Annotated in this window: 24 protein-coding genes; 12 read left to right on the plus strand and 12 right to left on the minus strand. The window is 65.3% G+C overall.

Annotation, left to right across the window (positions count from 1 at the left end; all coding sequences use genetic code 11):
- Nucleotides 1-244 precede the first annotated feature (244 nt).
- The 7 genes from BI49514_RS14700 to BI49514_RS14730 form a co-directional block, all read right to left on the minus strand.
- A complete protein-coding gene (locus BI49514_RS14700; RefSeq protein WP_101547215.1) occupies nt 245-1,153 on the minus strand; it encodes a metal ABC transporter permease in 909 nt (302 codons plus the stop codon).
- Nucleotides 1,150-2,019, minus strand: coding sequence for a metal ABC transporter ATP-binding protein (locus BI49514_RS14705; protein ID WP_101547216.1), 870 nt, complete (start codon nt 2,017-2,019; stop codon nt 1,150-1,152). The genes BI49514_RS14700 and BI49514_RS14705 overlap by 4 nt, the downstream gene beginning before the upstream one ends.
- A gap of 2 nt (nt 2,020-2,021) precedes the next feature.
- Nucleotides 2,022-3,077: a metal ABC transporter solute-binding protein, Zn/Mn family gene (locus tag BI49514_RS14710; RefSeq protein WP_101547217.1), complete on the minus strand. Its 1,056-nt coding sequence runs from the start codon at nt 3,075-3,077 to the stop codon at nt 2,022-2,024.
- A 380-nt stretch (nt 3,078-3,457) separates the two neighbouring features.
- Nucleotides 3,458-4,510, minus strand: coding sequence for an aspartate-semialdehyde dehydrogenase (locus BI49514_RS14715; RefSeq protein ID WP_101547218.1), 1,053 nt, complete (start codon nt 4,508-4,510; stop codon nt 3,458-3,460).
- On the minus strand, nt 4,507-5,832 hold the full coding sequence (locus BI49514_RS14720; protein WP_101547219.1) for an aspartate kinase: 1,326 nt from the start codon (nt 5,830-5,832) through the stop codon (nt 4,507-4,509). The genes BI49514_RS14715 and BI49514_RS14720 overlap by 4 nt, the downstream gene beginning before the upstream one ends.
- 386 nt (nt 5,833-6,218) lie before the next feature.
- Nucleotides 6,219-6,824, minus strand: coding sequence for a recombination mediator RecR (recR, locus tag BI49514_RS14725; RefSeq protein WP_025780860.1), 606 nt, complete (start codon nt 6,822-6,824; stop codon nt 6,219-6,221).
- A complete protein-coding gene (locus BI49514_RS14730; RefSeq protein WP_101547220.1) occupies nt 6,821-10,291 on the minus strand; it encodes a DNA polymerase III subunit gamma and tau in 3,471 nt (1,156 codons plus the stop codon). The genes recR and BI49514_RS14730 overlap by 4 nt, the downstream gene beginning before the upstream one ends.
- A gap of 92 nt (nt 10,292-10,383) precedes the next feature.
- Between BI49514_RS14730 and BI49514_RS14735 the strand changes: the two genes are divergently transcribed.
- The 8 genes from BI49514_RS14735 to BI49514_RS14770 are packed head-to-tail and all read left to right on the plus strand — an operon-like array spanning nt 10,384 to nt 16,153.
- Complete coding sequence (locus tag BI49514_RS14735; protein WP_167443924.1) at nt 10,384-11,046, plus strand: DUF1707 SHOCT-like domain-containing protein; 663 nt, start codon at nt 10,384-10,386, stop codon at nt 11,044-11,046.
- Nucleotides 11,043-11,309, plus strand: a complete 267-nt coding sequence (locus tag BI49514_RS14740; protein ID WP_145996233.1) for a hypothetical protein — start codon at nt 11,043-11,045, stop codon at nt 11,307-11,309. Before BI49514_RS14735 ends, BI49514_RS14740 begins: the two co-directional genes overlap by 4 nt.
- Before the next feature lie 31 nt (nt 11,310-11,340).
- Entirely contained in the window at nt 11,341-12,369 is a 1,029-nt protein-coding gene (locus BI49514_RS14745) for a GNAT family N-acetyltransferase (protein WP_101547222.1), read from the plus strand.
- 60 nt (nt 12,370-12,429) lie between these two features.
- Complete coding sequence (locus tag BI49514_RS14750; RefSeq protein ID WP_101547238.1) at nt 12,430-13,044, plus strand: DUF4178 domain-containing protein; 615 nt, start codon at nt 12,430-12,432, stop codon at nt 13,042-13,044.
- On the plus strand, nt 13,044-13,655 hold the full coding sequence (locus tag BI49514_RS14755; protein WP_101547223.1) for a DUF2617 family protein: 612 nt from the start codon (nt 13,044-13,046) through the stop codon (nt 13,653-13,655). Before BI49514_RS14750 ends, BI49514_RS14755 begins: the two co-directional genes overlap by 1 nt.
- Complete coding sequence (locus BI49514_RS14760; protein ID WP_208634969.1) at nt 13,652-14,092, plus strand: hypothetical protein; 441 nt, start codon at nt 13,652-13,654, stop codon at nt 14,090-14,092. The genes BI49514_RS14755 and BI49514_RS14760 overlap by 4 nt, the downstream gene beginning before the upstream one ends.
- A gap of 28 nt (nt 14,093-14,120) precedes the next feature.
- On the plus strand, nt 14,121-14,549 hold the full coding sequence (locus tag BI49514_RS14765) for a DUF350 domain-containing protein (RefSeq protein WP_101547224.1): 429 nt from the start codon (nt 14,121-14,123) through the stop codon (nt 14,547-14,549).
- Complete coding sequence (locus tag BI49514_RS14770; RefSeq protein WP_244195024.1) at nt 14,546-16,153, plus strand: polyamine aminopropyltransferase; 1,608 nt, start codon at nt 14,546-14,548, stop codon at nt 16,151-16,153. The genes BI49514_RS14765 and BI49514_RS14770 overlap by 4 nt, the downstream gene beginning before the upstream one ends.
- A 9-nt stretch (nt 16,154-16,162) precedes the next feature.
- Here BI49514_RS14770 and BI49514_RS14775 read toward each other — a convergent pair whose 3' ends face one another.
- From BI49514_RS14775 to BI49514_RS14785, 3 genes are all read right to left on the minus strand, one after another.
- On the minus strand, nt 16,163-16,564 hold the full coding sequence (locus BI49514_RS14775; protein WP_101547225.1) for a DUF4190 domain-containing protein: 402 nt from the start codon (nt 16,562-16,564) through the stop codon (nt 16,163-16,165).
- Between the two features lie 103 nt (nt 16,565-16,667).
- Nucleotides 16,668-17,258, minus strand: a complete 591-nt coding sequence (locus tag BI49514_RS14780) for a TIGR03085 family metal-binding protein (protein WP_101547226.1) — start codon at nt 17,256-17,258, stop codon at nt 16,668-16,670.
- Nucleotides 17,259-17,325: 67 nt separating this feature from the next.
- A complete protein-coding gene (locus BI49514_RS14785; RefSeq protein ID WP_101547227.1) occupies nt 17,326-18,237 on the minus strand; it encodes a Sir2 family NAD-dependent protein deacetylase in 912 nt (303 codons plus the stop codon).
- A 58-nt stretch (nt 18,238-18,295) separates the two neighbouring features.
- Between BI49514_RS14785 and BI49514_RS14790 the strand changes: the two genes are divergently transcribed.
- The 4 genes from BI49514_RS14790 (at nt 18,296) to BI49514_RS14805 (ending at nt 21,199) form a co-directional block, all read left to right on the plus strand.
- On the plus strand, nt 18,296-18,745 hold the full coding sequence (locus tag BI49514_RS14790; RefSeq protein ID WP_101547228.1) for a flavodoxin family protein: 450 nt from the start codon (nt 18,296-18,298) through the stop codon (nt 18,743-18,745).
- A 157-nt stretch (nt 18,746-18,902) separates the two neighbouring features.
- Nucleotides 18,903-19,325: a hypothetical protein gene (locus tag BI49514_RS14795; RefSeq protein ID WP_101547229.1), complete on the plus strand. Its 423-nt coding sequence runs from the start codon at nt 18,903-18,905 to the stop codon at nt 19,323-19,325.
- A 13-nt stretch (nt 19,326-19,338) separates the two neighbouring features.
- A complete protein-coding gene (locus BI49514_RS14800) occupies nt 19,339-19,722 on the plus strand; it encodes a winged helix-turn-helix domain-containing protein (protein ID WP_244195023.1) in 384 nt (127 codons plus the stop codon).
- Between the two features lie 70 nt (nt 19,723-19,792).
- Entirely contained in the window at nt 19,793-21,199 is a 1,407-nt protein-coding gene (locus BI49514_RS14805) for an amidase (RefSeq protein WP_244195022.1), read from the plus strand.
- A gap of 15 nt (nt 21,200-21,214) precedes the next feature.
- Here the strand turns inward: BI49514_RS14805 and BI49514_RS14810 are convergent, their stop codons facing one another.
- On the minus strand, nt 21,215-21,880 hold the full coding sequence (locus tag BI49514_RS14810; protein ID WP_101547230.1) for a DNA alkylation repair protein: 666 nt from the start codon (nt 21,878-21,880) through the stop codon (nt 21,215-21,217).
- A gap of 15 nt (nt 21,881-21,895) precedes the next feature.
- Nucleotides 21,896-22,972 (minus strand): FUSC family protein, encoded by a 1,077-nt coding sequence (locus BI49514_RS14815; RefSeq protein ID WP_167443923.1) that lies wholly within the window; start codon nt 22,970-22,972, stop codon nt 21,896-21,898.
- Nucleotides 22,973-23,153: the final 181 nt, after the last annotated feature.

Consider the following 23,153-nt stretch of genomic DNA (forward strand, 5'->3'; position numbering starts at 1 on the left):
ACATGGTGGCTATCACGCGGCTATCTCACCATCAGCGGTCCCAGGAATATATGGCGAAACGGCTTGGTGAGGGGGAGACGAAGAAGGAGACGATCCGGTGTATGAAGCGTCACGTCGCTCGTTCTGTGTATCGGATTCTCGAGGCCACGAAACCGATCGGCCAAGCCGCTTGACAGACATAGAAGGATCCTGACGGCGGCCCAGCAACCTGGCGCCGGGTTGCTGGGCCACCGTCAGGTAGCAATTAGGGGGTGGGGCTGGGGGTGTTGTGTTCTTTCGCGGCGCGGTGGGCGCGGCGACGGTGCAGAGATTTCATGCGGCGACCGCCGACGAGGCGGCAGACGACGTAGATGAGGAACGAGATCGTCGTGACGAACGGGCTGATCGGGACCACCGGCGAACCGAGCGCGATGAGGATGCCACCGACCGAGGCGGTCACGGCGAAGATCACGCTGAGCACCGGAACCCACACCGGAGAGGCCGAGAGCTGAGTCGCCGCGGCGGCCGGGGTGATGAGGAGAGCGAGGACGAGCAGGACCCCGACGACCTGCACACTCAGCGCCACGGCGAGGCCGAGGGTGAGCATGAAGACGATGGTGAGCACACTGACCGGCACACCTTTGGCCCGTGCCACCTCGGGGTCGAGGCTGGAGAACATGAGCGGCCGCCAGACGATCGCCAACACCACGAGTACGGCCAGCGCACAGATGATGAGGGTGAGGATCTGGCCGGGTGTGATCGCGACGATCTGGCCGGTGAGCAGCCCGAACTTGCTCGCCGCTCGCCCGTCGTAGAGGGCGAGGAAGAGGATCGCCAGTCCCAGGCCGAAGGGCATGAGGACGCCGATGATCGCGTTCTTCTCCGAATCCTTGGCCCCGCCGATGCCGATGATGAGTGCGGCGACGACGGACCCGACGATCGACCCGGTGACGACGTCGAAGCCGACGAGCAGAGCGAACGCGGCACCGGCGAAGGAGAGTTCGGAGACCCCGTGGACGGCGAAAGGGATGTCCCGAGCCATGACGAAGACGCTGATGAGGCCCCCGACAACGCCGAGCAGCGCCGCGGCGATGAGAGAATTGGCCAGCAGCGCGACGAGTTCGCCGTAGTCCTCGAAGGTGAAGAGATTGGCGAAGATCTCAGGAATGCTCATCGGTTCACCACCGTCCCGTCGAGGTCGAAGGAGTCATCGGGCAGGTTGTGGTGGTCGACGCATTCCTCTTCACCGCCGACGACGACGAGGCGGCCGCCGACGCGGACCACTTCGACCGGAGCTCCGTAGAGGCGGGACAGCGATTCGGTGGTCATCACCTCGGCGGGGGTGCCGATGAGGAAATGCCCGCCGACGATATAGAGCACCCGGTCGACATACGGCAGGATCGGGTTGATCTCGTGGGTGACGAAGACGACGGCGGCATCGCGTTTGACCCGCTGTTCGTGCAGCAGCGCGGCCACCACCTGCTGGTGGTGCAGATCGAGGGACAGCAGCGGTTCGTCGCAGAGCAGCACCGTGGGATCGTTGGCCAGGGCCTGGGCCACACGCAGTCGCTGCAGCTCACCACCGGAGACCGTGCCGGCGGGGGCATCGGCATAATCGGTGGCGCCGACGGAGGCCAAGAGGTCTTCGACCTTCTTCTTTCGTCCCCGGGACAGCAGGCCCATCCCCCACCGGTGACCGTCGATGCCCATGCGCACCAGATCGCGGCCGCGCATCGGAGTGTGCGGATCGATTCCGCGCTGCTGCGGAATGTAGCCGATGGCTGGATTGCCCTTGTGCACTTCCCGACCGCCGACCTCAGCGGTGCCGGCCGACAGCGCATTCTGTCCCAGCAGCACCTTGAGCAGGGAGGTCTTGCCGGTGCCGTTGGGGCCGAGCACGGCGAGGAACTCCCCGGGCGCGACGTCGAGGTCGAGATCGTGCCAGAGTACTCGCGGGCCGAACCGCAGTTCGGCGTCGCGCAGTCGAATCACCGGCTCCCGCCGTATTGCCCGTGCGGAAGCGTCGGATTCCTTGACCATGTTCAGTGCTTGTGCCCTTCGAGTGCGGTTGAGATTTCGGTGATGTAGCCACCCATCCAGTCGGCGTAGTGCGTTCCCGAAGGCATGGTCTCGGCGAGGTCGACGACCGGGACGTCGGAGTCCTCAGCGGTGGACTTCAAGGCCTCTGCCTGCGGACCTGCCGCTTGAGTATTGTATCCAAGCAGCACGGCATCTCCATCGGAGATCTGCTTCTCAGCGGCCTTGAGCACCAGCGGCGGCACATCATTGCCCTCTTCGACCGCGGCGAGGAACTCCATCGAGGTGACGTTCTCCAGCCCCATATCGTCGAACAGCCACAGCGGAATCGGCTCGGTCGCCGCGACCTTCTCGCCGCCGTGCTCCTTCTTCACCGCATCGATATCGTCCTGCAGCGCGGTCAGCTCCGCTTTGTATTCCTTCGCGTTCTCCCCGAACTCGCCCTGATGTTCGGGCAGGGCCTCGCCGAGGTGGCTCGCCGCTTCGTCGACGAGCTTCGTCATCGTCGGAACCGAATACCACAGGTGTTCGTTGAATGATCCGTGACCATGGCCTTCGTGGCCCTCTTCGGCATGTTCATGATCATGTGCCTCCTCACCCTCGTGAGCGTGCCCGCCGCCGTGGGCTTCCTCGTCGTCATGACCCTCACCGTGTTCATGGTCGTGGGGCTCGTTGCCGAGGCCTTCCGAGCCGGGCAGGCCCGAGACCGAAACGGTATCGATGATGTCGACGTCAGTACCGGAGGCATCGAGCATTCCGGTCATGAAGGCGTCATAGCCGCCGCCGTTTTCGACGACGAGATCGGCCTTCGACAGCTTGAGGCGGTCCTGCGTGGTCGCTTCGTAGGAATGCGGATCCTGGTTCGGATCATCGATGATCGGGCTCACCTCGGCGAAGTCGCCGGCCACCTGGGAGACGATATCGGCGTAGACATTCGTCGAGGTCACGACGCGCAGAGCCCCGGTGTCGGCTTCGGAGGCCTGTCCCCCACAGCCGCTGAGGACCAACGTCGCCGAGGAGGCGATGGCAGCGGAGGTGAGAAGAATACGCGAGGAGGTCATGAGGAGCCCTTCTAAGGCATCGAGGATGAAGCAACATCGACGACGATACTCAGATCAGAGGCCCGCCACTAATATAAATATTTATATATAGCAACGCTTTTATATGTTCTGGCCACTTTCGACACTTTGCACCCATACCGTCACCCGAGGTCCGCTCGTTCAAGGCGGAGCGGCCTTTTCGCTCCGTGTACCGCGTGCAATCTGCGGTTGTGCTCGAACGAGTTCGACCGGCGTGCTGGAACTCTGGATAAACTAGCCTGGCCTTGAACGAGCCGCCGGAGATGACGAATCGCCCGGAAGCAGGTGCTCCCGGGCGATTGCGATCCTCAGCGGACTGCTGCACGTCACCGGTCAATGCCGGCGATCAGCAATCGAGTTGCTCAGGCGGCCTTCGCCTCGAGCTTCTTCGCCAGCAGGCCGGCGATCTGCACGGTGTTCAGTGCCGCGCCCTTGCGCAGGTTGTCGTTGGAGACGAAGAGGACGAGTCCCTTGCCTCCTGGTGCCGACTGGTCGGCGCGGATGCGACCGACGTAGCTGTCGTTCCGACCTGCGGCCTTGAGCGGGGTCGGGACCTCGTCGAGGGCGACTCCGGGTGCCTGCGACAGGATCTCGGTGGCTTGCTCGGGGCTGATGTCGGAGTCGAATTCGGCGTGGATGCTCAGGCTGTGTCCGGTGAAGACGGGCACGCGCACGCAGGTGCCGGCGACCAGAAGGTCGGGCAGTCCGAGGATCTTCCGGCTCTCGTTGCGCAGCTTCTTCTCTTCATCGGTTTCGTTCTGCCCGTCGTCGACGACCGATCCGGCCATCGGCAGAACGTTGAACGCAATCGGTTCGACGTAGTTGTCAGGCTCCGGCAGGCTCACCGCGTTTCCATCGGTGGTGAGCTTCCGGGCATCGGGCAGACCGGCTTCGAGCTGACCGGCGAGTTCTTCGACCCCGGACAGGCCCGAACCGGACACGGCCTGGTAGGTGGCCACGATGAGGCGGCTCAGTCCGGCCTTGTCATGGAGAGCCTTGAGCACGGGCATGGCGGCCATGGTCGTGCAGTTCGGGTTCGCGATGATGCCCTTGGGCGGCTCATCAAGGGCATCCGGGTTCACCTCGCTGACCACGAGCGGAACCTCCGGGTCCGAACGCCACGCCGAGGAGTTGTCGACGACGGTGGCACCGGCGGCGGCGAAACGCTCGGCCTGTGCCTTCGACGTCGCCCCACCAGCGGAGAACAGGGCGATATCGAGTCCGCTCGGGTCCGCCTCCGCGGCGTCTTCGACGGTGATCGGCTGACCCTTGAAGTCGATCGTCTTCCCGGCCGAACGGGCCGAGGCGAAGAGCCTCAAGGTGCCGATCTCGAACCCGGGATCGTCAGCCAGCAGGTCGAGCATGACTCCGCCGACCTGGCCGGTCGCACCGACTACTCCGATATTGACGCTCATCGTCCGGTACCTCCGTACACCACTGCTTCGTTGTCCTCACTGTCGAGTCCGTAGGCGGCATGAGCGGCACGGACCGCGTCGTCGAGCAGGTCTGCTCGGGTGACGACGCTGATGCGGATCTCCGAGGTGGAGATCATGTCGATATTGACCTGGGCTTCGCTGAGTGCCTCGAACAGGGTCGCGGTCACGCCCGGGTGGGAGCGCATTCCGGCGCCGACGACGGAGAGCTTGCCGATCTGGTCGTCGTAGCGGACCTGGTCGAAGCCGATCTCTGCCTTCACACCGTCGAGCGCTTCAAGCGCCTTGGCTCCGTCGTCCATGGGCAGGGTGAAGGAGATGTCCGTCTTCCCCGGCTCGCGGGTGGAGATGTTCTGCACGATCATGTCGATATTGGCTTCCTGCCTGGCCAGAGTCTTGAAGATCTCAGCGGCCTTGCCGGGGACATCGGGAACACCGACGATCGTGACCTTGGCTTCCGAGCGGTCGTGGGCGACGCCGGAGATGATTGCCTGTTCCATGGTGGACTCCGTTTCTGGTTCCGCTGCCGGGGTCGATGATCCCCGGCCCTGGCGGAAGGCTTCGGGGATGGGTGAATCGGTCACCCAGGTTCCTTGGTTGCGAGAGAATGAGGACCGCACGTGCACCGGCACGTTGTAACGGCGGGCGTATTCGACGCAGCGGAGCATGAGGACCTTGGCGCCCGAGGCGGCCATCTCCATCATCTCTTCGTAGCCGATCTCATCGATCTTGCGCGCCGTGGGCACGATCCGCGGATCGGCAGTGAAGACGCCGTCGACGTCGGTGTAGATCTCACACACATCGGCGTCGAGCGACGCGGCCAGTGCCACAGCGGTGGTGTCGGAGCCGCCGCGGCCGAGTGTGGTGATGTTCTTCGCAGTCTGGCTGACGCCCTGGAATCCTGCGACGATGGCGACGTATCCCTCGTCGAGGGAGGACCGGATGCGGCCGGGAGTGACGTCGATGATGCGGGCCTTGCCGAACTGCTCATCGGTGATGACTCCGGCCTGGGAGCCGGTGAAGGACTGGGCTTCGAAGCCGAGGTTGGCGATCGCCATGGCCAGCACCGCCATCGAGATGCGCTCACCGGCGGTCAGCAGCATATCGAGTTCGCGGGCGGGGGGCATGGGGGAAACCTGTTGGGCCAAGTCGATGAGATCATCGGTACTGTCACCCATGGCCGACACCACGACAACTACTTCGTGACCGGCTTGACGGTACTCGACAATTCGTTTGGCCACCCGCTTGACCGATTCCGCATCGGCTACCGAGGACCCACCGAACTTCTGGACGACTATGCTCACTGCAGTATCTTCCTTATCGCTGATAAGTTCCGTGCCAGGCGATCGATTCCATGGTTCCAAACATGGAGGTCTCGTGCTGCATCGATCAGGATTTCAGCCGTGTCGGGCTCCCGGCACCTGAACCATTGTATGAGGTGCGTCATTCCGCTTCACCTTCGCCCGTCATTCAGACACTGCCTGACCGGGCCGAATGTCCGCCCCTGCAGACCCGAGCGTTGACTGTGCACATAGGCGAGGCGGCGGTTGGTCACCGGGCGTTCAGACCCTGCTCAGAAATCGTTATAAACGGGACGTCCGAGCTGGATGAACGGGGACGTTTGAGCTCGGCGAGTCACTCGAGCAGGTGCGGAAGATCCGTGAAGTCGAGAGTCTTCCCGCCGAGGCGGTCAGTCGATTTCGCGACGACCGGAGAATGCCCGACCGAGGGTGACTTCGTCGGCGTATTCGAGGTCGCCGCCGACGGGCAGCCCCGAGGCCAGGCGGGTGACGGTCACGCCGAGTGATCCGAGCAGGCGGACGAGGTAGGTGGCGGTGGCTTCGCCTTCGAGGTTCGGGTCGGTGGCGATGACGGTCTCCTTGACCTCACCGTCCTGCAGACGTGTCATGAGTTCTTTGATCCGCAGGTTGTCGGGCCCGACCCCGGCCATCGGGTCGATGGCTCCGCCGAGGACGTGGTAGAGGCCCCGGTATTCTCTTGTCCGTTCGATTGCGACGACGTCCTTGGGCTCTTCGACCACGCAGATCATCGACCGATCGCGGCGCGGATCCTGGCAGACCGTGCATTCGGCTTCCTCGGAGACGTTTCCGCAGATCTCGCAGAACCGTACTCGTTTCTTCACGTCGGTGAGCGCCTGGGCCAGCGCATTGACGTCCTGCGAGTCCGTCTGCAGGATGTGAAACGCCAGACGCTGGGCCGATTTCGGCCCGATGCCCGGAAGTTTGCCGAACTCTTCGACCAAGTCCTGAAGGGCACCTTCGTATACAGCGCTCATACTTCTCTTTCGTCAATGATTTCGCCGCCGAGGACCCGTGCGATCACATCGACGCCCATCTGCGGCGCTTCGGAGACGTCGAGGTCCGTTTCCGGATCATAGTCGTCCTCGTCCGATCCCGACCCCTGCGGGTAGGGGTTCGATCCCGTCGCCGAGGCAGCCCTCGGTGCTGTCCCGCCCGCCGGATTGGCCTGCGGATCAGATCCGTAGCCGGGTCCGGCAGGCGGAGTGGTGGCACCGTGCTTCTCGGCAAGTGCAGCGAAGCGCGATTTGAACGGTTTTGCCTCTTCCCCATGGGTCGGTGGCGGCGACTTCACGGCAGGTGCGAACTGGTCGAAGGCACCTCCTCCGAAGTCGCTCGAGGTGTCGCCGAGATCGGGATAGTCGAGATCGTCATCGGGCGGCGGAACGACGACAGCTCCGACGTCGACAGCTCCGCTGCCGGCGCTCGTCTCGTCGACGTCGGTCGAGGCTGTGACTGATGATGCTTCGTCAATCGGCGAGGGGTCAATCGGGGAAGGACCGTCGTTCCAATTCGGTGCCTCCCACCGCGGTTCGACATATTCCATCGGCGAATCGTCGCCGAAGCCGGACGACGTCACTGATGCCGATTCCTGCTGGTGGGAACGATCAGGCTGGCCGAAGTCGCCGGTCGGTGAGGTGTTGGTGTCGGCCGGTGAGCCGAAGAAGTCATCGTCGGAGAGGTCGGGGACGACGACGTCCGGCACGTCCGGTACAGAGCTGTTCGGTTCGGAGACACTCGCCCCGGAGAAGTCTGCGGATGAGCCCGAATCGGGAGTCTCAGCGGCCGAGGAGTCGTCTTCCGAGCCAGTCGGGGTCTCCGTTTCTCCGGCGGGGTCCACATCATCCTGTTGCCGGTAGCCGTCCGCGGCCTCGCTGTCGGGCTGCTCGGCACCGGCAGATCGCTCGTCGGCCGAGTTGATGGGGCTGCTTTCTGTCGTGGGTTCAGTCGGTGGGCCCGGCTGTTCCCCCTCCTCGTCGTCGGAGGACCAGGGACCCTGTGTCGGACCGCTGGGTTCCCAGAACTTCTCGTGGTCGACCTGTGGTTTGTCGACTTCTCGAGTGCCGACGACTGCAGCGACCTCCTGTGAGCTCGGGCGTCGCTGGCTCGGCGCCGGTCCGTGATTGCCGCCGGAATCGTTCATGGGCGGAGCCGAGGATCCTTTACCCTGGCTGCCTCCGCCGGCAGTTCCTCCGCCGATCCGACCGACATCACCGACGTCGATACGAGCCTGGATGCCGAGGACATCGTTGATCGCCGCTGCGAGTTTGGCCGCATGGTCACGTTGCTGGAATCCCTGCACGGATCCGGCGTTGTTGAAGCCGAGGTAGACGACCCCGTCGGAGAACGACTGCGGGATCGCATTGGCCGCGATGATCGCTCGCGTCAGTCGGCTGCGCTTCTCCACCGAGGCGAGGATGCTCGGCCATGCGCGGCGGATCGCTTCGATCTCACCGCCGATGTCGCCGGTTCCCGCCACCGATGTCGCTTCCGGTGCCGCTGCCTGCTCGGACTGTCGTGAGCCATCGCCAGGTCCGGCTGGTGCCGCAGACGCGGGTGCCGACTGGCGCTGAGGCTGGTTCGCCGGCGTGGAGTCCGGTGCAGAGCTGTGTGCGGAGGCACCGACAGAGTCCTGTCTCTGCTGGTTGTTCTGCACAGATTGCGACTCATTCTTCGGCGCACCCGACGCTTCGGCCGAAGGCTCGGGCGACGAATCGGGAGACGGCTGCTGTTCCTGCGCTGGCCGGCCCCTTTCTGCGTTCCGAGGGTTCTCAGCAGACTTCTGCTGCGGACCCGCGTGCGCGGTCTGAGATTGAGGTCCGGACTGCGGTGCCTGCTCCGGCTCGGTCTTGCCATCGTGCTGAGACGACTGAGCCTGCTGATCCGACTGATCTCGTAGCTCGGCCTGCCCTTGCGACCCTTGCCGATCAGATTGACGCTGCTGCCCCTGCTCAGGCCGCTGCCCTGGCTGCGCCGCCGGTTCGTTGAGCATCGATTCGGCGGCCGCGGCCATGGCCGCGATGTCGTCGAAGTCGTCGTGAGCTGCGCTCTGGGTCTGTCCGGCGGACGCGTTCGCATCCGGTGCTCCGGCCCCGCGGCCCGGCGCACCAGGCGACGCATCACCCGCCGGCGGTCGACCGCCCGACTGTCCCTGATCGGCAGCAGGTGCCCGGCCCTGACCGGCTCTGCCAGCAGGAGCACCCTGCCCCTGCACAGGGGCCTGCGCCGCACCCTGGTCCGGGACTGCCTGCGGCGGCACGTTCGCTGCCACTCCGGTGGCCGACATGCCGATGCGACGTTCCATCCGCTCCATACGGCTGAGCACAGCATCGCGACTGCGGCCGGAACCGGGCAGCAGAATGCGGGCACAGATGAGTTCGAGCTGCAACCTCGGCGAGGTGGCACCCGACATCTCCGTCAGGCCCACATTCAGCAGGTCCGCGGCACGGGAGAGCTCACCTTGTCCGAAGCCGTTGGCCTGCAGAGTCAGCCTCTCCAGGCGGTCCGGCGGCACTTCGGGCAGGAAGGCATGGGCCGCCTCGGGGGCGGCATTGATGACGATGAGATCCCGGAAGCGCTCGAGCAGATCTTCGACGAAGCGCCTCGGATCCTGACCGGATTCGATGACCCGCTCCACCGCACGGTACACCCCGGCACCGTCGCCGGCGGAGAACGCATCGACGATGTCGGACAACAGCGAATCCGGAGTGTATCCGAGCAGCGCGACGGCCCTGCCGTAGTCGACTCCATCGGGCCCAGCCCCGGCGATGAGCTGGTCGAGGACCGACAGCGTGTCACGCACCGATCCCCCGCCGGCGCGCACGACCAGCGGCAGCACGCCCTTGGCCACCTGCACACTCTCACGAGCGCACAGCTCCTCGAGGTAGTTGCCCAGGGCCTCCGGCGGCACCAGTCTGAACGGATAGTGGTGAGTCCGCGACCGGATCGTGCCGATGACCTTCTCGGGTTCGGTCGTGGCGAAGATGAACTTGATATGCGGCGGCGGCTCTTCGACGATCTTGAGCAGAGCGTTGAAGCCCTGCGAGGTGACCATGTGCGCCTCATCGAGGATGAACACCTTGTACCGATCGCGCGCAGGCGCATAGACGGCACGTTCACGCAGGTCACGAGCATCATCGACGCCGTTGTGGCTGGCCGCGTCGATCTCGACGACATCGAGCGAGCCGGGTCCGCCGTTGGCCAGATCCCGACAGCTCGGGCATTCCCCACACGGCACCGGGGTAGGTCCCTGCTCGCAGTTGAGGCACCGGGCCAGGATCCGCGCCGAGGTGGTCTTGCCGCACCCGCGCGGGCCGGAGAACAGGTAGGCATGGTTGATGCGGCCACGTTCGATGGCAGCCTTCAGCGGATCGGTCACATGCTCTTGACCGATGACCTCGTCGAAGGTCTCTGGGCGGTATCTTCTGTACAGTGCGGTGGACACGTCCCCTAGCCTAATGCCAACGACTGACACGAGACACGGCCCCGGGCCCCCAGCCGTTGTCGCTGATTTCCCGATCAGGCACGATAGAGATCATGAGCTCAGCCACTCCCTCCCCCGACGAGAACGACCCCGCGAAGACATTCCGCATCGGCCACAAAGAACGCGATGAGGCGATCGAGGTCCTGCGCGAAGCCGCCGGAGACGGACGGATCACGGTCGACGAGCTCGACGAACGGATGGAGAAGATCCAATCCGCGAAGTTCCCCGTCGACCTCGACGAGGTGCTCGCCGACCTCACAACCGAGCTGCCCTCCGATCGCTTCCGCCCCGCCTCGGCGATCACTCCTGCCGCTGGCCGCGCGATGGCGGTCACTGGGCATGACCGCTTCGATCCGCTCGTCATCAAGGCCGGTTGGGAGTCCGAGGTCCGCCGTGCCAGGTGGGCGGTCCCGTCGTATATCCGCTGCGAACCGTCGATGTCGAACATCGAACTGAACTTCCTCGAGGTCGAGACGGATCTCGAGGTCATCGAGGTCGAGATCGTCGCCGGAATGGGCGCCGTCACCGTCGTCGTCCCCGCCGATTGGGCCGTCAACGTCAACCAGCTGTCGAAGTCCTGGGGCAGCGTGAAATCCGTCGTCGATGCGGTTCCAACCGGCCGCCGACCCCTCGTGCGCGTGGGCGGGTCGATCGGCATGGGCTCCTTCAAAGCCCGCTTCGCGAACTACTTCGACCGTCGGCGAATGGCGAAATGATGGAGCCCGGGCTCGGCGCGGTCATCTTCCTCACCCTGTGCATCATCGTCGTCTTCAGCATCGGCGCCTTCCTCGTGTACCGGGTGATGAACACTCCCGGTTCTCATATCGGCTCCCGCCTGCCCAAACACGATCCCCACGCCGAGGCGGCCCCCACCGACCCGTCCGACCGCGGATCCGCTGCGGACCAGTTCGACCCCGAGGGGACGAACAGCACCGACGGCCCTGACCGTCCCGAGGACCCCGAACCGCGGCATCCTTGAAAACCGTCACCTGCCGTGATCGACTTTCACTATGTCTGAGATTCAGATCACGCGCATCGCCGCCGACGATGAATCTGCGCTGCTGACGTGGAACGACGTCATGCGCACCGCTTACACCAGGGGCCGCACCGCCGCCTGGTGGCGCAGCGCCGAGACGACGCTGACCCAATTCGCCCACCCGCGCCCGGGAGGACAGGACATCGCCCTGGCAGGCCGCCTCGGCGAGGAGATCATCGGCGGAGTCGAGATCAGCCTCTACCCCGAAACACCGACCGATATCGAACTCGGAGTCCTCTCGGCTCACCGTCGGCAGGGTTTCGGCACTGCCCTCGCCGAGGCGGCCGCACAGTTCCTCGATGATGGCGACGATTCCTCGGAGATCGTGCAGACCGAAACCTACTGCCCGGCCGGGGTCGCCTTCGCTCAGGCGCACGGGATGAGCATCGGCAACGAAGAGCACCGACTGCTGCTCGACCTGCCCGCCTACCTGGACGCCGATGCGAATCGGTACAAGGATTCGGGGGCTTCGACGGTCGTGCCGGTGATCAGGGAGGACCCGGATTTCTCGGTCACCTCATGGATCGGAGCCTGCCCCGAGGAGGTGTTGGAATCCTGGGCCCAGCTGCGTGTGCAGATGGATGAGGACGTGCCCGCCGGTTTCCTCACCCGCTCCGCCACCCATGCCAGCACTGCGGCGATCCGCAGCCATGAGGAGCGGATGGCAGAGCAGGGCTGGACCTTGGTCAGCTCGATGGCGCACGTGGGCGAACTCGCCGTCGGCTATACGGAGATCATGGTCTCGTCCCACGACCCGCAGATCGTCATCCAGGAGGACACGCTCGTCGACCGTGCCTTTCGAGGGCGTGGGATCGGTCGGGCACTCAAGGTCGCGAACCTGCGTCAGCTGCCCGCGGTCGCGGCGACCGCCTCGGCGAAATGGGTGCAGACGTACACGGCGACGGACAACGAACCGATGCTCGCACTCAACCGCGACCTCGGGTTCGTCATCGCCGACACGATGACCGCTCTGGAGAAGAAGGCCGATCACAGCCGCGCGTGACATTCCGGTCGACTAGAGTGGGCGGTGACCCGTCCGGCCATCGAATCGAAGCAGACTGCCGTGCCCACAGAACTCCTCATCGCCGTCCTCGTCTTCATCATCGTCGTCCTCGTGACCGTGCTCGTCATCCGCTCTCGCGCAGGCAAGGCCCGGAAGCAGGAGCAGTCACAGCAGCCGACCACCCCGCGCGATCCCTTCGCCGCCGACCAGAACACCGGCGGTGATCCCGAGACCATCAAGGCCGGCGATCTCCTCGAATTCGGCAACGAGAAGTTCTTCGTCCGCGGCACCCTGCGCATCTCCGAGGGCGGCTACGACTGGGCCGAGCACTTCTTCCAGGCCGACGCCTCGGCGACCCGCATGTGGCTGAGCGTCGAACGCGACCCCGACGTGCAGATCGCCCGCTGGCGCGACCGCCCCGACCTCGACATCGAACCGAAGGCCCGGACCATCACCATCGACGGCACCGACTACGACCTCGTCGAGCACGGCACCGCATCCTACCGGTCCGAAGGCACGACGGGACTGAATGAGAAGGGCGGGATCGACTATGTCGACTACGAATCCGGCGACGGCCGCCTGCTGGCTTTCGAACGCTTCGACCACGGACGCTGGGAAGTGAGCACGGGAGAGACCATCCCGACCGGTTCCTTCACCATCTACTCCGGCAGCTGATGCTCACCCTCCCTCGTCCGCTTGACGTCCCCTTCACCGACACCAGTGCCGAGGCGCTGCGGCTGAGCCTCGACCACGACCGAATCGCCCCGCTGGCTGCCCGCCGCATCGATGTGCCCACCGTAGCCGCACCCACTGACACAGAATCCACCCTCGCCGAGGCGGCGCCCGCATTGGCCCTGACACTGACCGTCATCGGCTCCTCCCACCAGGCGATCCTGAGCGCCGGGCCCACCGATGCGTTCATCGAGACCTTCGCCTGCCTCGGCGAGGGTGGGGACGATTCGTCTCCGAAACGACCGCGGTGGGACCGCGAACACATCCGCCACGGCAGGTGGGCCGGATTCACCGAGCACCGGTTCACCGCAACCCGCAACCACGTGTCCGGGGACTTCCCGACCGCCGCCGCCGAGGTGCTCGCCGCCGGTGCCGACCGTGCCCTCACCGCAGACGACCACCTCTCGGTCGCGTTCCCCGGAGAGCCCGGCGCACTGACGGCACTGTCGCTGACCTGCGCAGAAACCGAACGGATCGCCTGGCAGTCGTGGCACTGCTACCCGCAGCATGGAGAGATCGTGCACAGCAGCTCCGAATTGAGGAGGTCGACATGAGCCAGGGACCGAACGTCTCGATGGGCGGAGGCTCTTTCGATTTCGACCGCGAAAACTCCGGTCCATCCGGCCCGCAGCGTCCCAGCGGACCGCAGCGGCCCGGCGGCGGATCGGGGCGGAAGCCGCGCCGCATCGGCTGCGGAACGATCATCTTCTTCGTCGTCATCCTCATCGTCATCGGCAACATGTTCCGAGGCTGCGGTTCGTCCGGGGCGTCGGCGAACTGCGGCGACTACGACCTCTCAGACGGCCAATACGTCTCGAACCCCGGCGAGGGCGACTATGTAAAGAACGGCAGCAGCTATGACTACGTCGGCTGCGATGCATCCCGCTCCGGAGGCGGCGGCTTCTTCTTCCTCCCGTTCTTCACCGGCGGCGGATCGAACTACGGCGACGGCTCCGGCTTCCGCGGCGGCGGACCGGGCACCGGAAAATAGGCACGATCAGGCACAGCGAAAGGCAGACATGCTCCTGAATTACCTCATCTACGAGACCGGAGTCGTCCTCTCCTATGCGGGCTGCGGACTCCTCCTCATGGTCATCGGCTACTTCGTCGTCGACCTGCTCACCCCGGGCAAGCTCCATGTCATCCTGTGGGAGCAGAAGTCGCGCAATGCCGCGGTCCTCGTCGCCTCCGACCTGGCTGGAGTCGCGATCATCGTCATCGCAGCCATCCGCGCCAGCTCCGATGACCTGGCCGCGGGCATCCTGTCCACTCTCGTCTTCGGCCTCCTCGGCATCATCCTCATGGGAGTGAGCTTCGTGCTCATCGGCCTGCTCACTCCGGGCAAGACAGGCGACATCATCAACTCCCCACAGATGCACCCCGAGGTCTGGGTCAACGCCACCGCCCACCTGGGCCTCGCGGGCATCATGGCCACAGCCCTCCTTTGAGCGCCGCTGACGACGGCTCCGGCACCACCACCGAGGCGGCCCGACCGATCAGCCTTCCGATGCGTCCGGGACCGGCCCGATTCTTCGTCCTGCTCGCCGTGTTCATCTGCGCGAGCTGCGGAATGGTCTACGAGCTCGCGCTCGTGGCCTTGGGGTCCTATCTGCTCGGCGACACCATCGTCCAGGCCTCCATCGTCCTAGCCGTCATGGTCTTCGCCATGGGTGTGGGCTCGCTGGCGACCAAGCGGCTGACCGGGTTCGCCGCGGTCTCCTTCGCCCTCATCGAGGCGGCCCTGGGCATCATCGGCGGACTCTCCGTCATCCTGCTCTACCTCGCCTTCGCGTTCGCCGACGTGTACACGGTGGCCATGGTGGCCCTCGCGTTCGTCATCGGCGCGCTCATCGGCGCGGAGATCCCGCTGCTCATGGAGCTCGTCCAACGCATCCGCGCGCAGAAGGCCTCGAGCGCAGTGGCCGACCTCTTCGCCGCCGACTATGTGGGCGGACTCATCGGCGGGCTCGCCTTCCCGTTCCTCCTGCTGCCGCTGCTCGGTCTGCCGCGAGGTGCGCTGGCCGTGGGGATGACGAACGCGCTGGTGGGCATCCTCATCGTCCTCTGGCTCTTCCGCTCCGAACTCAGCCGCGCCGCCCAACTCATGTTGGCAGCGCTGCTTGTGCTCATCCTCGGCGGTCTCACCGTGGTGTGGGTATATACCGACGACATCGAAGTCACCACCCGGCAGCGTCTCTACCGGGATCCGATCGTGTATTCGCAGCGGTCGGACTACCAGGAGATCGTGCTCACCGAGGCGAAGCGGACCGGTGATACGCGGCTGTTCCTCAACGGGAATCTGCAGTTCGCCTCGGCCGATGAGTACCGCTATCACGAGAGCCTCGTCCATCCGCTGCTGGACGGTCCGCGGCGCAATGTCCTCGTCCTCGGCGGCGGCGATGGATTGGCCGTGCGCGAGATCCTCAAGTATCCCGACGTCGAGTCAGTCACGCTCGTCGACCTCGACCCCGCGGTCCTCGAACTGGCGAAGACCTCGGAGCACTTCACCGCGTTCAACGACGACTCGCTCGACGATCCGCGGGTGACAACGATCGCCGCCGATGCCTTCACGTGGCTGCGGGAGGCGAAGCATTCGGCCTACGACGCGGTCATCGCCGATCTGCCCGATCCGGACGATGTGGCGACGTCAAAGCTCTACAGCATCGAGTTCTACGGGCTCATCCGCCAGGTGATGACCCCGGAGGCGCGCCTCGTCGTTCAGGCCGGCTCCCCCTATTTCGCCCCAGAGGCCTATTGGGGCATCGGTGAGGCCGTCGCCGAGGCGGGACTGTCGACGACTCCGTATCACGTCGATGTCCCCAGCTTCGGTGATTGGGGATATTTCCTCGCCGATCTCGGCGGAGATGGTCCCGAGGTGACCGTGCCCGATGAAGCTCCGGACGGATTGAAATTCGCCACCGCCGAGGTGCTCGCCGCCTCGACGACGTTCCCACCGGACCGTGATCGCGCGGCTGTGGGCAAGGTCGAGGCCTCGACGCTGCTGCACCCGCGGGTCCTCGATCAGGAACGCGGAGCCTGGGTCGGATACTGACGGCCGCGGTCAGCCGGCCATGAGGCTGGCCAGGCCGCCGACGATGCCGAAGGAGATTCCGAGTGCCCATCCGAGGACGAGGAGTCCGAGGAAGACGAGGCCTAAGATGAAGCCCCATTTGCCCATCTCGTTGTCTCCGAACCCGGCTTCCTGTGAACGCTTGCGCGCCATGTGACCGGTGATGATGCCGATGACGGGTCCGATGAAGTTGAATCCGAGAAAGGTCGACAGGGTCGCCACGAGCGAGATGATGCCGAGCACCTTGCCCGGATCCTCCTCGGCGCGTTGGCCATAGCGGTTCAGCGTCGGGCAGCTCTGCGGTGCTTCGTACTGTCCGGCGGACGGGTGTGGGTACTGTCCCGCGGAGGTCTGGTCGAACTGATCGGGAGTCGGGGTGGGTGTTGCGTTCATGGTGCTGGTCTCCTTGGTATCGGCTGTTGATACCAGCCTAGGAAGACGTCACCGGACGCCGACAGGGACCAATCCCCCGACCTGGATAGGGTTTTCCCGAAGTTCAGCGCACGTCGACGAGTGCGTGGTCTTCTCGTCCCATGAGATAGAGAAGCAGCTCGAGAGGTGCCCCGGTGATCGTCGTGGCCTCACCGCTGCCCTTCTTCCCCGCAGTGCGGGTACCGAAGCCCGGGGCTTCGATCGTCACGGGTCCCTTCGCCTTCGCCGCGTAGGGCAGGAGGGCCACCTTCGCCTGTGCCCACACGGTCGCGGTCTCCGCCTTCGACAGGCGACGCGGAATCCATTCGATCGCGGCCCGGCGGATGTCTTCGTGGTGGACGAGGAACTCGGTCGTGTTCATTACCGTCTCCACTCCCGGCAGGGCGCCCGGGGTCCACTTCGGCGGTGCGGCGACGAGACCGAGCAGCCGGCTGAACGGCATCTCGGCGTACTCGTCTTCCTTCGCCTGCAGGCGGTCGGAGAACTTCGGCATGAAGATGCCCGCGGCAGCGCGGGGATGACGTTCGCGGATGACGAGGTGGGTGGCAAGGTCCCTGACCGTCCACCCCTCACACAGGGTGGGTGCGTCGTCCCCGGCGCGGCGGGCTGTGTCGACAAGGCGCAGTCGTTCGGCGCGAGCCAGATTGTCTCTCATGATCCTCAGTCTTCCATTCCCGGCTTGGACTCCCCTGGACGCCTGGCCGATTCGCCGCCCGATCGCCTCACCGGCTTGCCCACGCGGTGACGAAGTCGGCGACGCGGGAGATCGACCGGAAATCGGCGAATTCGTCACCGCGGGTCGGCCCGTCGGTGACGATGACGACGGGTTTGCCTTCCTTCGCGGCGGCCCGAACGAACCGCAGTCCCGACAACACTGCCAGCGAGGACCCGAGCACCACGATACCTGCGGCTCCGTCAGCGATCCGATTGGCTGCCTGGACCCTGGCGGCCGGGACGGAATCGCCGAAGTAGACGACATCGGGTTTGAGCAGTCCACCGCATTCGGGGCAGTCGAGGACTGCGAATCCGGCGGTGTCCTCGAGTTCGACGTCGCCGTCGGGTGCGGTTTCGACGTCGACGGGGTCAATGCCGACCTCCTCGGCGAAGTCCGGGTTGAGCTCGCTCAGTCTCCGCTGTACCCAGTCGCGGTCGAACAGGTGTCCGTTGCTCAGACAGATCACTCGGTCGAGGCTGCCGTGGAGGTCGATGACGGGACTCGGCGCCGGCGCTCCGGCCGCTGTCGCACGGTCGGCGGCGACCGCCTCGGCGGCGGCCTGATGGAGTCCATCGACGTTCTGGGTGATGATTCCGGCCACGGACAGCTCGGCCAGGGCGAGGTGGGCTTGGTTCGGTTGGGTGCTGCGCATCCGCGGCCAGCCCATCCACGATCGTGCCCAGTACCTGGCGCGCTGATCGGGGTGGGAGAGGAAAGTCTGGATCGTCATCGGATTCCGCGGCGGGGAATCCGGTCCGCGGTAGTCGGGCACGCCTGAGTCCGTGCTCACTCCCGCCCCGGTGAGCACCGCCCAGTCCGCGTCGGAATATTTCTTCGTGAGGACGTCGATGATCGCGGCATCGGGGTGGCTGGCTTCCGGACGCACACGTCCGCGCAGGGGGTCGAAGATGACTGCCATGGCTCCACTGTAGACATGGGTGCTGACGGAGGTCACCGAGCGGGGCTAGGGTGGGGCCATGGTCAACGTTCTGCTCGTTCATCATTCCCCGTCCGCCGCCACAGCACGGATCGCCGAGGCGGCCGAATCCGGACTGCGCATGCCCGAGCTCGGCGACATCGACGTCACCGTCCGTCCGGCCCTGGAGGCGAGCGCCGAAGATGTGCTCGCCGCCGATGCCTATGTGCTCGGCACGACCGCGAACTTCGGCTATATCTCCGGTGCCCTCAAGCACTTCTTCGACACCACCTATGACGCGGTGCGCGAACCGACCGCCGGCAGACCGTTCTCCTATTGGATCCACGGCGGCTATGACACGACCGGCGCCGAGACTGCGATGAAGCAGATCACGACGGGCCTGGGCTGGAAGCTCGCTTTCGATCCCCTCATCGTCACCGGCGAAGTCACCGAGGAGCATTTGGAGCGGGCCACGGAGCTCGCGGCCACAGTCGCAGTCTCCATCCCCTAATTGCTACCTGACGGTGGCCCAGCAACCCCGCGCGGGGTTGCTGGGCCACCGTCAGGTAGTAACGGGGAAGTTTTTGGTGAAAGTACTTTCCAATATGGAAAGTAGTTGGTACTGTGGATTTACTTCCACAGAGCAACCCCCAATCAGAGGAACCGACATGAACGCCGACCCCACCCCACAGCAGGCTGCAGATCTTCTCAACCAGGTCGAAGCGAACCAGTCCCAGGCGCGCAGCGGCGATGCGTGGCCGCTGGTCACACTGCTCTTCGTCCTCTCTGCCGGAGTCTCCGTCGGACTCATGGCCATCGGCATCATCGACGACAACACCACCCAGCTCATCATCGCCGGAGCCGGACTGAGCTGGATCATTCCCGCCCTGGTCGTCTACCTCGCCAAGGCCCTGTCCTGGAGCCGCCGCTCCACGGCCCTGCTGCTGACATGGCTGGGCGTCATCATCGTCGCCTTCATCGCCGGCGTCATGGCCGATTCGTTCGCAGCCGGCGGTCCGATCCCGTTCATCGCCGCAGGACTGCTGTGGGTCGCCGCCCCGGTCTTCTCCCTGCTGGCCCTGCGCCGCTGAGGAGGGACCGACGATGACTGCGAAACAGAACTCGATGACAGACTCCGCCGACGATCGCGCAGACGGCACAGACTCAGCGGAGGAGAACGAAACGATCCCCCACCTCGGCGACTCTCTGTCCCGGCTCGAACCGGAGCTCAACAACCCCACGAGACTCGGCACAGTGTCGAGCCTGAAGAACCGGGACAGGGCCGAGTTCAAACTGCTGCGCGACAGTCTCGGCGTCTCCGATTCCGTGCTCTCCCGGCACATCACCGCACTCGAGAAGGCCGGAATGATCGAGGTGAAGAAAGGGTACGTGGGCAAACGCCCGCGCACCTGGGTCTCGATCAGCAAAGACGGGAGCAGACGTCTCGAGGCACACATCCAAGCACTACGGGAACTGGCCGGAGCATAGCCCCGAAGATGACTGTTCACCCTGGTGAGAAGATCGACTAGGGTGATGGAAACCGATGCAGGGAGGCATGATGACCACACCGACGAGCACCGAGATCCCGTTCCTCGAGCTCCACGAAGTCTCGACACTCATCCGAACCAGGCAGCTGTCCTCGCGTGAGGTCACCGAAGCGATGCTCGAACGCATCGACAGCCTGGAGCCCCGACTGCAGGCCTTCGCCACGGTCATGGCCGAATCGGCCCTCGCTGAGGCCGACCGCGCCGATTCCCTCCTGGACCGCGGAAACTGGCTCGGCGATCTGCACGGAGTCCCCGTGGCGGTGAAGGATCTTGCGAACACCCACGACGCACCGACCGGTGCGGGCACCACGATCCATGCGGACTTCCGCCCAGATTTCGATGCCACCGTCGTCGCTCGACTGCGAACCGCCGGAGCCGTCATCCTCGGCAAACTGCGTCTGACCGAGGGGGCGTTCGCCGGGCACCATCCCGACCTGCCGACCCCGGTCAACCCGTGGGATGCCGACGCCTGGTCGGGAGTCTCCTCTTCAGGGTCCGGTGTGGCCACTGCGGCCGGACTCTGCTTCGCCGCTCTCGGTTCGGACACCGGCGGATCGATCCGCCTTCCGTCCTCGGTCAATGGCGTCACGGGACTCAAACCGACCTGGGGCCGAGTCTCCCGCCACGGCATCTTCGCACTCGCTCCCAGCCTCGATCACATCGGGCCGATGACCCGCAGCTCCCGTGATGCCGCGATCGTGCTGCGGGCCATCGCCGGCCACGATCCGGCCGATCCCACCTCGTCGCTCGAACCGGTACCGGACTACCCGCAGACGTTGCGCGTCGACGGAGCCCCGGTCGTCGGTTTCGACCGCAAGCTGGCCGAAGAGCACTTCGACGCTGCGACGAATGAGATGCTCGAGGACACCATCGAGACGGTGACCGACCTGGGCTGGCGGGTGCTCGAGGTCGAGACTCCTGGTTTTGAGGCCGCGGCCAAGGAATGGACGGCTCTGTGCGGGGTCGAGACCGCCGGTGTCCATTCGGAGACGTATCCCGATCGGGCGGACGAATACGGTCCCGACCTGTCCGGTCTCATCGCGATCGGGCGCGGACTCTCCGCCGTCGACTACCACCGGCTGCTCGAATCGCGGAGAGACTTCACCGGCCGTATGCGCATCCTCATGGCCGATATCGATCTGCTCCTGCTGCCGGGAATCGGCGTCGGCTCACCGACGATTGCGCAGATGGCGAACCTGGGTTCCGACGAGAAGCTGTTCGCTGCGGTCACCGTGCCGACGGCACCGATCGACAACTGCGGGATGCCGTCGATCACTCTGCCCGCAGGGTTCACCGAACGGGGCACTCCCCTGGCAGCCCAGTTCGTCGGCGGTGACCTCACCGAACCATTGGTGCTTGCCGCCGGTCATGCCTTCCAGCAGGTCACTGACTTCCACACCCGCCACCCGGCTGGGTAGACGCGGTACGGCGGCTCAGTCCGCTGACTTCCGAGCCACCATCTCCGTGATCCAGGTCGGGGCGAAAGGCGAGGTGCAGCCGGGCGAAGTCGGGTAGTCGCGGAGCACGCCGAGGCGCTCTCCGATGTCGATGGCACGTTTCCGCAGGTCCGGATTCTCGATGCCGATATAGGACAGCGTCTCGTTCATCGCCCACTGCAGGCGCTCGGGGGCATCGGCCATCTCGGCCTCGATCTCATCGAGGAGACCGGACAGGTCGAGGCCTTCAGGCTTCCGGTTCACCCGCTCGCTCGTCAGCGCCCAGCCTGCAGAGGCGACGACGGGATCCGGATCGTCCATCCACGAACGGCGCAGCGCCTCGGCGTGGGGTGACTTCTTGACGATATAGCTGACCAGCCAGCCGTGGACCTTCGGGACTCCGGAGTCACGCAGCATCTCATCGAGCTGTGCTTCGCTCCGGGCCTTCGGACGCATGATGAGGATCGCGACGAGGCGGGCCGCAGTGTCACCGGAGTCCCACAGTTCGGCGGCGAGTTCATCGTTCTTCTTCAGGTCCTTCGCTACGGCGCGCAGCTTCGTCAGGTTGACCGCGTGGTCGTCGCCATGGCGGGCGTTGACGGCGCGGATCTTCTCGTCCTCGAGCGAGGCCAGCGTGGCAAGCACCTCGGTGCTGGTGGTCATGATGTCCTCCTAGGATCAGTCGTCGTCGTCACCATCGGCATGCGGGGAGGCATCGATTTCGGCGCGCGTCCTCTTCGCACTGCTGAACCCGACGATGACGACGAGCATGCCGATGACGGCGCCTATGAGGGTTTCGATGGCACGCGAGGCCAGCAGCTCCGGAACCGGGTGCGGGCTGCCGATCTGGGTCATGAGCAGCGCCAACGGAGTGATGAAGAGCAGAGCGACCGAATAGTTGCGCAGCACGAAGATCTCGGCGAGGAACTGCAGCAGGATCACCCACACCACCAGCTGCCACGCTTCGGTGGGGAACGACAGCAGGAACGCTGTGACGATCACGCCCAGCAGGGTTCCGACCACCCGGTGGACGCCGCGCTTGAGACGGGCCGAACGGCCGGGCGGAGTGATCGGTGCGACCGCCGCGACCATCGCCCAATAGCTGTGGGACAGAAGCGGGAGCACATCGATGAGCAGGGTGCCGAGGACTCCGGCGATGAACGGGGCGATGGTGAATCGGGCGGCGTGGGCTGCCAGATCAGCCTTGCCCACCGGCGACAGCCCGACCCGCACATAGGTCTCCTTCTCCGGAGGCATGCGTTCGCCGGCGTAGTGGGCGAGCGCTCCGAGACCGATGCACACCAGCGCCGAGGCGGCCGCCACACCCATTGCCACCGGCACAGATGCGCCGCCCGGAATGGATCCGACGGCTCCCGTGGCGAAGATGAAGAAGATCGACCCGCCGGGTTTGAGCCGGAAGCGCAGGGCGATGGCCGCACCCGCACCGGACACGAGTGAGGTGACGACGACGAGCACCCAGACCGAAGCTCCGAGGCTGCTGAGCAGGGCGCCGATGCCCACACAGACGACGAGGACGGCGGCAGCGATTGACTGGCGTCTGGTCCGCGATCGTGGGGACTCGAAGCGCGCGTAGATGCCGGTGAAGGCGCCGAAGGCGGCATAGACGGCGAGGTCGAGGCGGTCGATTCCGAGCAGCACGAGGAGCGGGATGGCGACTCCCAGGGCGATGCGGAACGCGGGGATATGGTCGCGTTCGCCCGGTGGGATGCGGAAGAACTCCTGCAGGTGGCTCAAACGGGTTCGGCCTCTTTCGACATCGGGAACGGAGCCCGGTGACGGGATCGCTGACATGGGTTGGTGAGCTGAGTGCTCCCTTCGATCGTAGTCCGCGATCGGGGCTGACGAATGTCATCTGCCGACAGGAGTGATCAACCTCGCTCGCCGAGGCGGCCCACCGAGACCGTGACCACCGCCG

The sequence above is a fragment of the Brevibacterium iodinum ATCC 49514 genome (assembly GCF_900169265.1).
Taxonomy (GTDB): domain Bacteria; phylum Actinomycetota; class Actinomycetes; order Actinomycetales; family Brevibacteriaceae; genus Brevibacterium; species Brevibacterium iodinum.

Coding starts and splice junctions, on each gene's coding strand:
- BI49514_RS14745 (WP_101547222.1), top strand. CDS start 11,341: ATGTCTGAGATTCAGATCACGCGCATCGCCGCCGACGATGAATCTGCG.
- BI49514_RS14700 (WP_101547215.1), bottom strand. CDS start 1,153: ATGAGCATTCCTGAGATCTTCGCCAATCTCTTCACCTTCGAGGACTAC.
- BI49514_RS14805 (WP_244195022.1), top strand. CDS start 19,793: ATGACCACACCGACGAGCACCGAGATCCCGTTCCTCGAGCTCCACGAA.
- BI49514_RS14715 (WP_101547218.1), bottom strand. CDS start 4,510: ATGAGCGTCAATATCGGAGTAGTCGGTGCGACCGGCCAGGTCGGCGGA.
- BI49514_RS14760 (WP_208634969.1), top strand. CDS start 13,652: ATGAGCCAGGGACCGAACGTCTCGATGGGCGGAGGCTCTTTCGATTTC.
- recR (WP_025780860.1), bottom strand. CDS start 6,824: ATGAGCGCTGTATACGAAGGTGCCCTTCAGGACTTGGTCGAAGAGTTC.
- BI49514_RS14755 (WP_101547223.1), top strand. CDS start 13,044: ATGCTCACCCTCCCTCGTCCGCTTGACGTCCCCTTCACCGACACCAGT.
- BI49514_RS14735 (WP_167443924.1), top strand. CDS start 10,384: ATGAGCTCAGCCACTCCCTCCCCCGACGAGAACGACCCCGCGAAGACA.
- BI49514_RS14795 (WP_101547229.1), top strand. CDS start 18,903: ATGAACGCCGACCCCACCCCACAGCAGGCTGCAGATCTTCTCAACCAG.
- BI49514_RS14765 (WP_101547224.1), top strand. CDS start 14,121: ATGCTCCTGAATTACCTCATCTACGAGACCGGAGTCGTCCTCTCCTAT.
- BI49514_RS14710 (WP_101547217.1), bottom strand. CDS start 3,077: ATGACCTCCTCGCGTATTCTTCTCACCTCCGCTGCCATCGCCTCCTCG.
- BI49514_RS14810 (WP_101547230.1), bottom strand. CDS start 21,880: ATGACCACCAGCACCGAGGTGCTTGCCACGCTGGCCTCGCTCGAGGAC.
- BI49514_RS14785 (WP_101547227.1), bottom strand. CDS start 18,237: ATGGCAGTCATCTTCGACCCCCTGCGCGGACGTGTGCGTCCGGAAGCC.
- BI49514_RS14800 (WP_244195023.1), top strand. CDS start 19,339: ATGACTGCGAAACAGAACTCGATGACAGACTCCGCCGACGATCGCGCA.
- BI49514_RS14780 (WP_101547226.1), bottom strand. CDS start 17,258: ATGAGAGACAATCTGGCTCGCGCCGAACGACTGCGCCTTGTCGACACA.
- BI49514_RS14775 (WP_101547225.1), bottom strand. CDS start 16,564: ATGAACGCAACACCCACCCCGACTCCCGATCAGTTCGACCAGACCTCC.
- BI49514_RS14705 (WP_101547216.1), bottom strand. CDS start 2,019: ATGGTCAAGGAATCCGACGCTTCCGCACGGGCAATACGGCGGGAGCCG.
- BI49514_RS14790 (WP_101547228.1), top strand. CDS start 18,296: ATGGTCAACGTTCTGCTCGTTCATCATTCCCCGTCCGCCGCCACAGCA.
- BI49514_RS14740 (WP_145996233.1), top strand. CDS start 11,043: ATGATGGAGCCCGGGCTCGGCGCGGTCATCTTCCTCACCCTGTGCATC.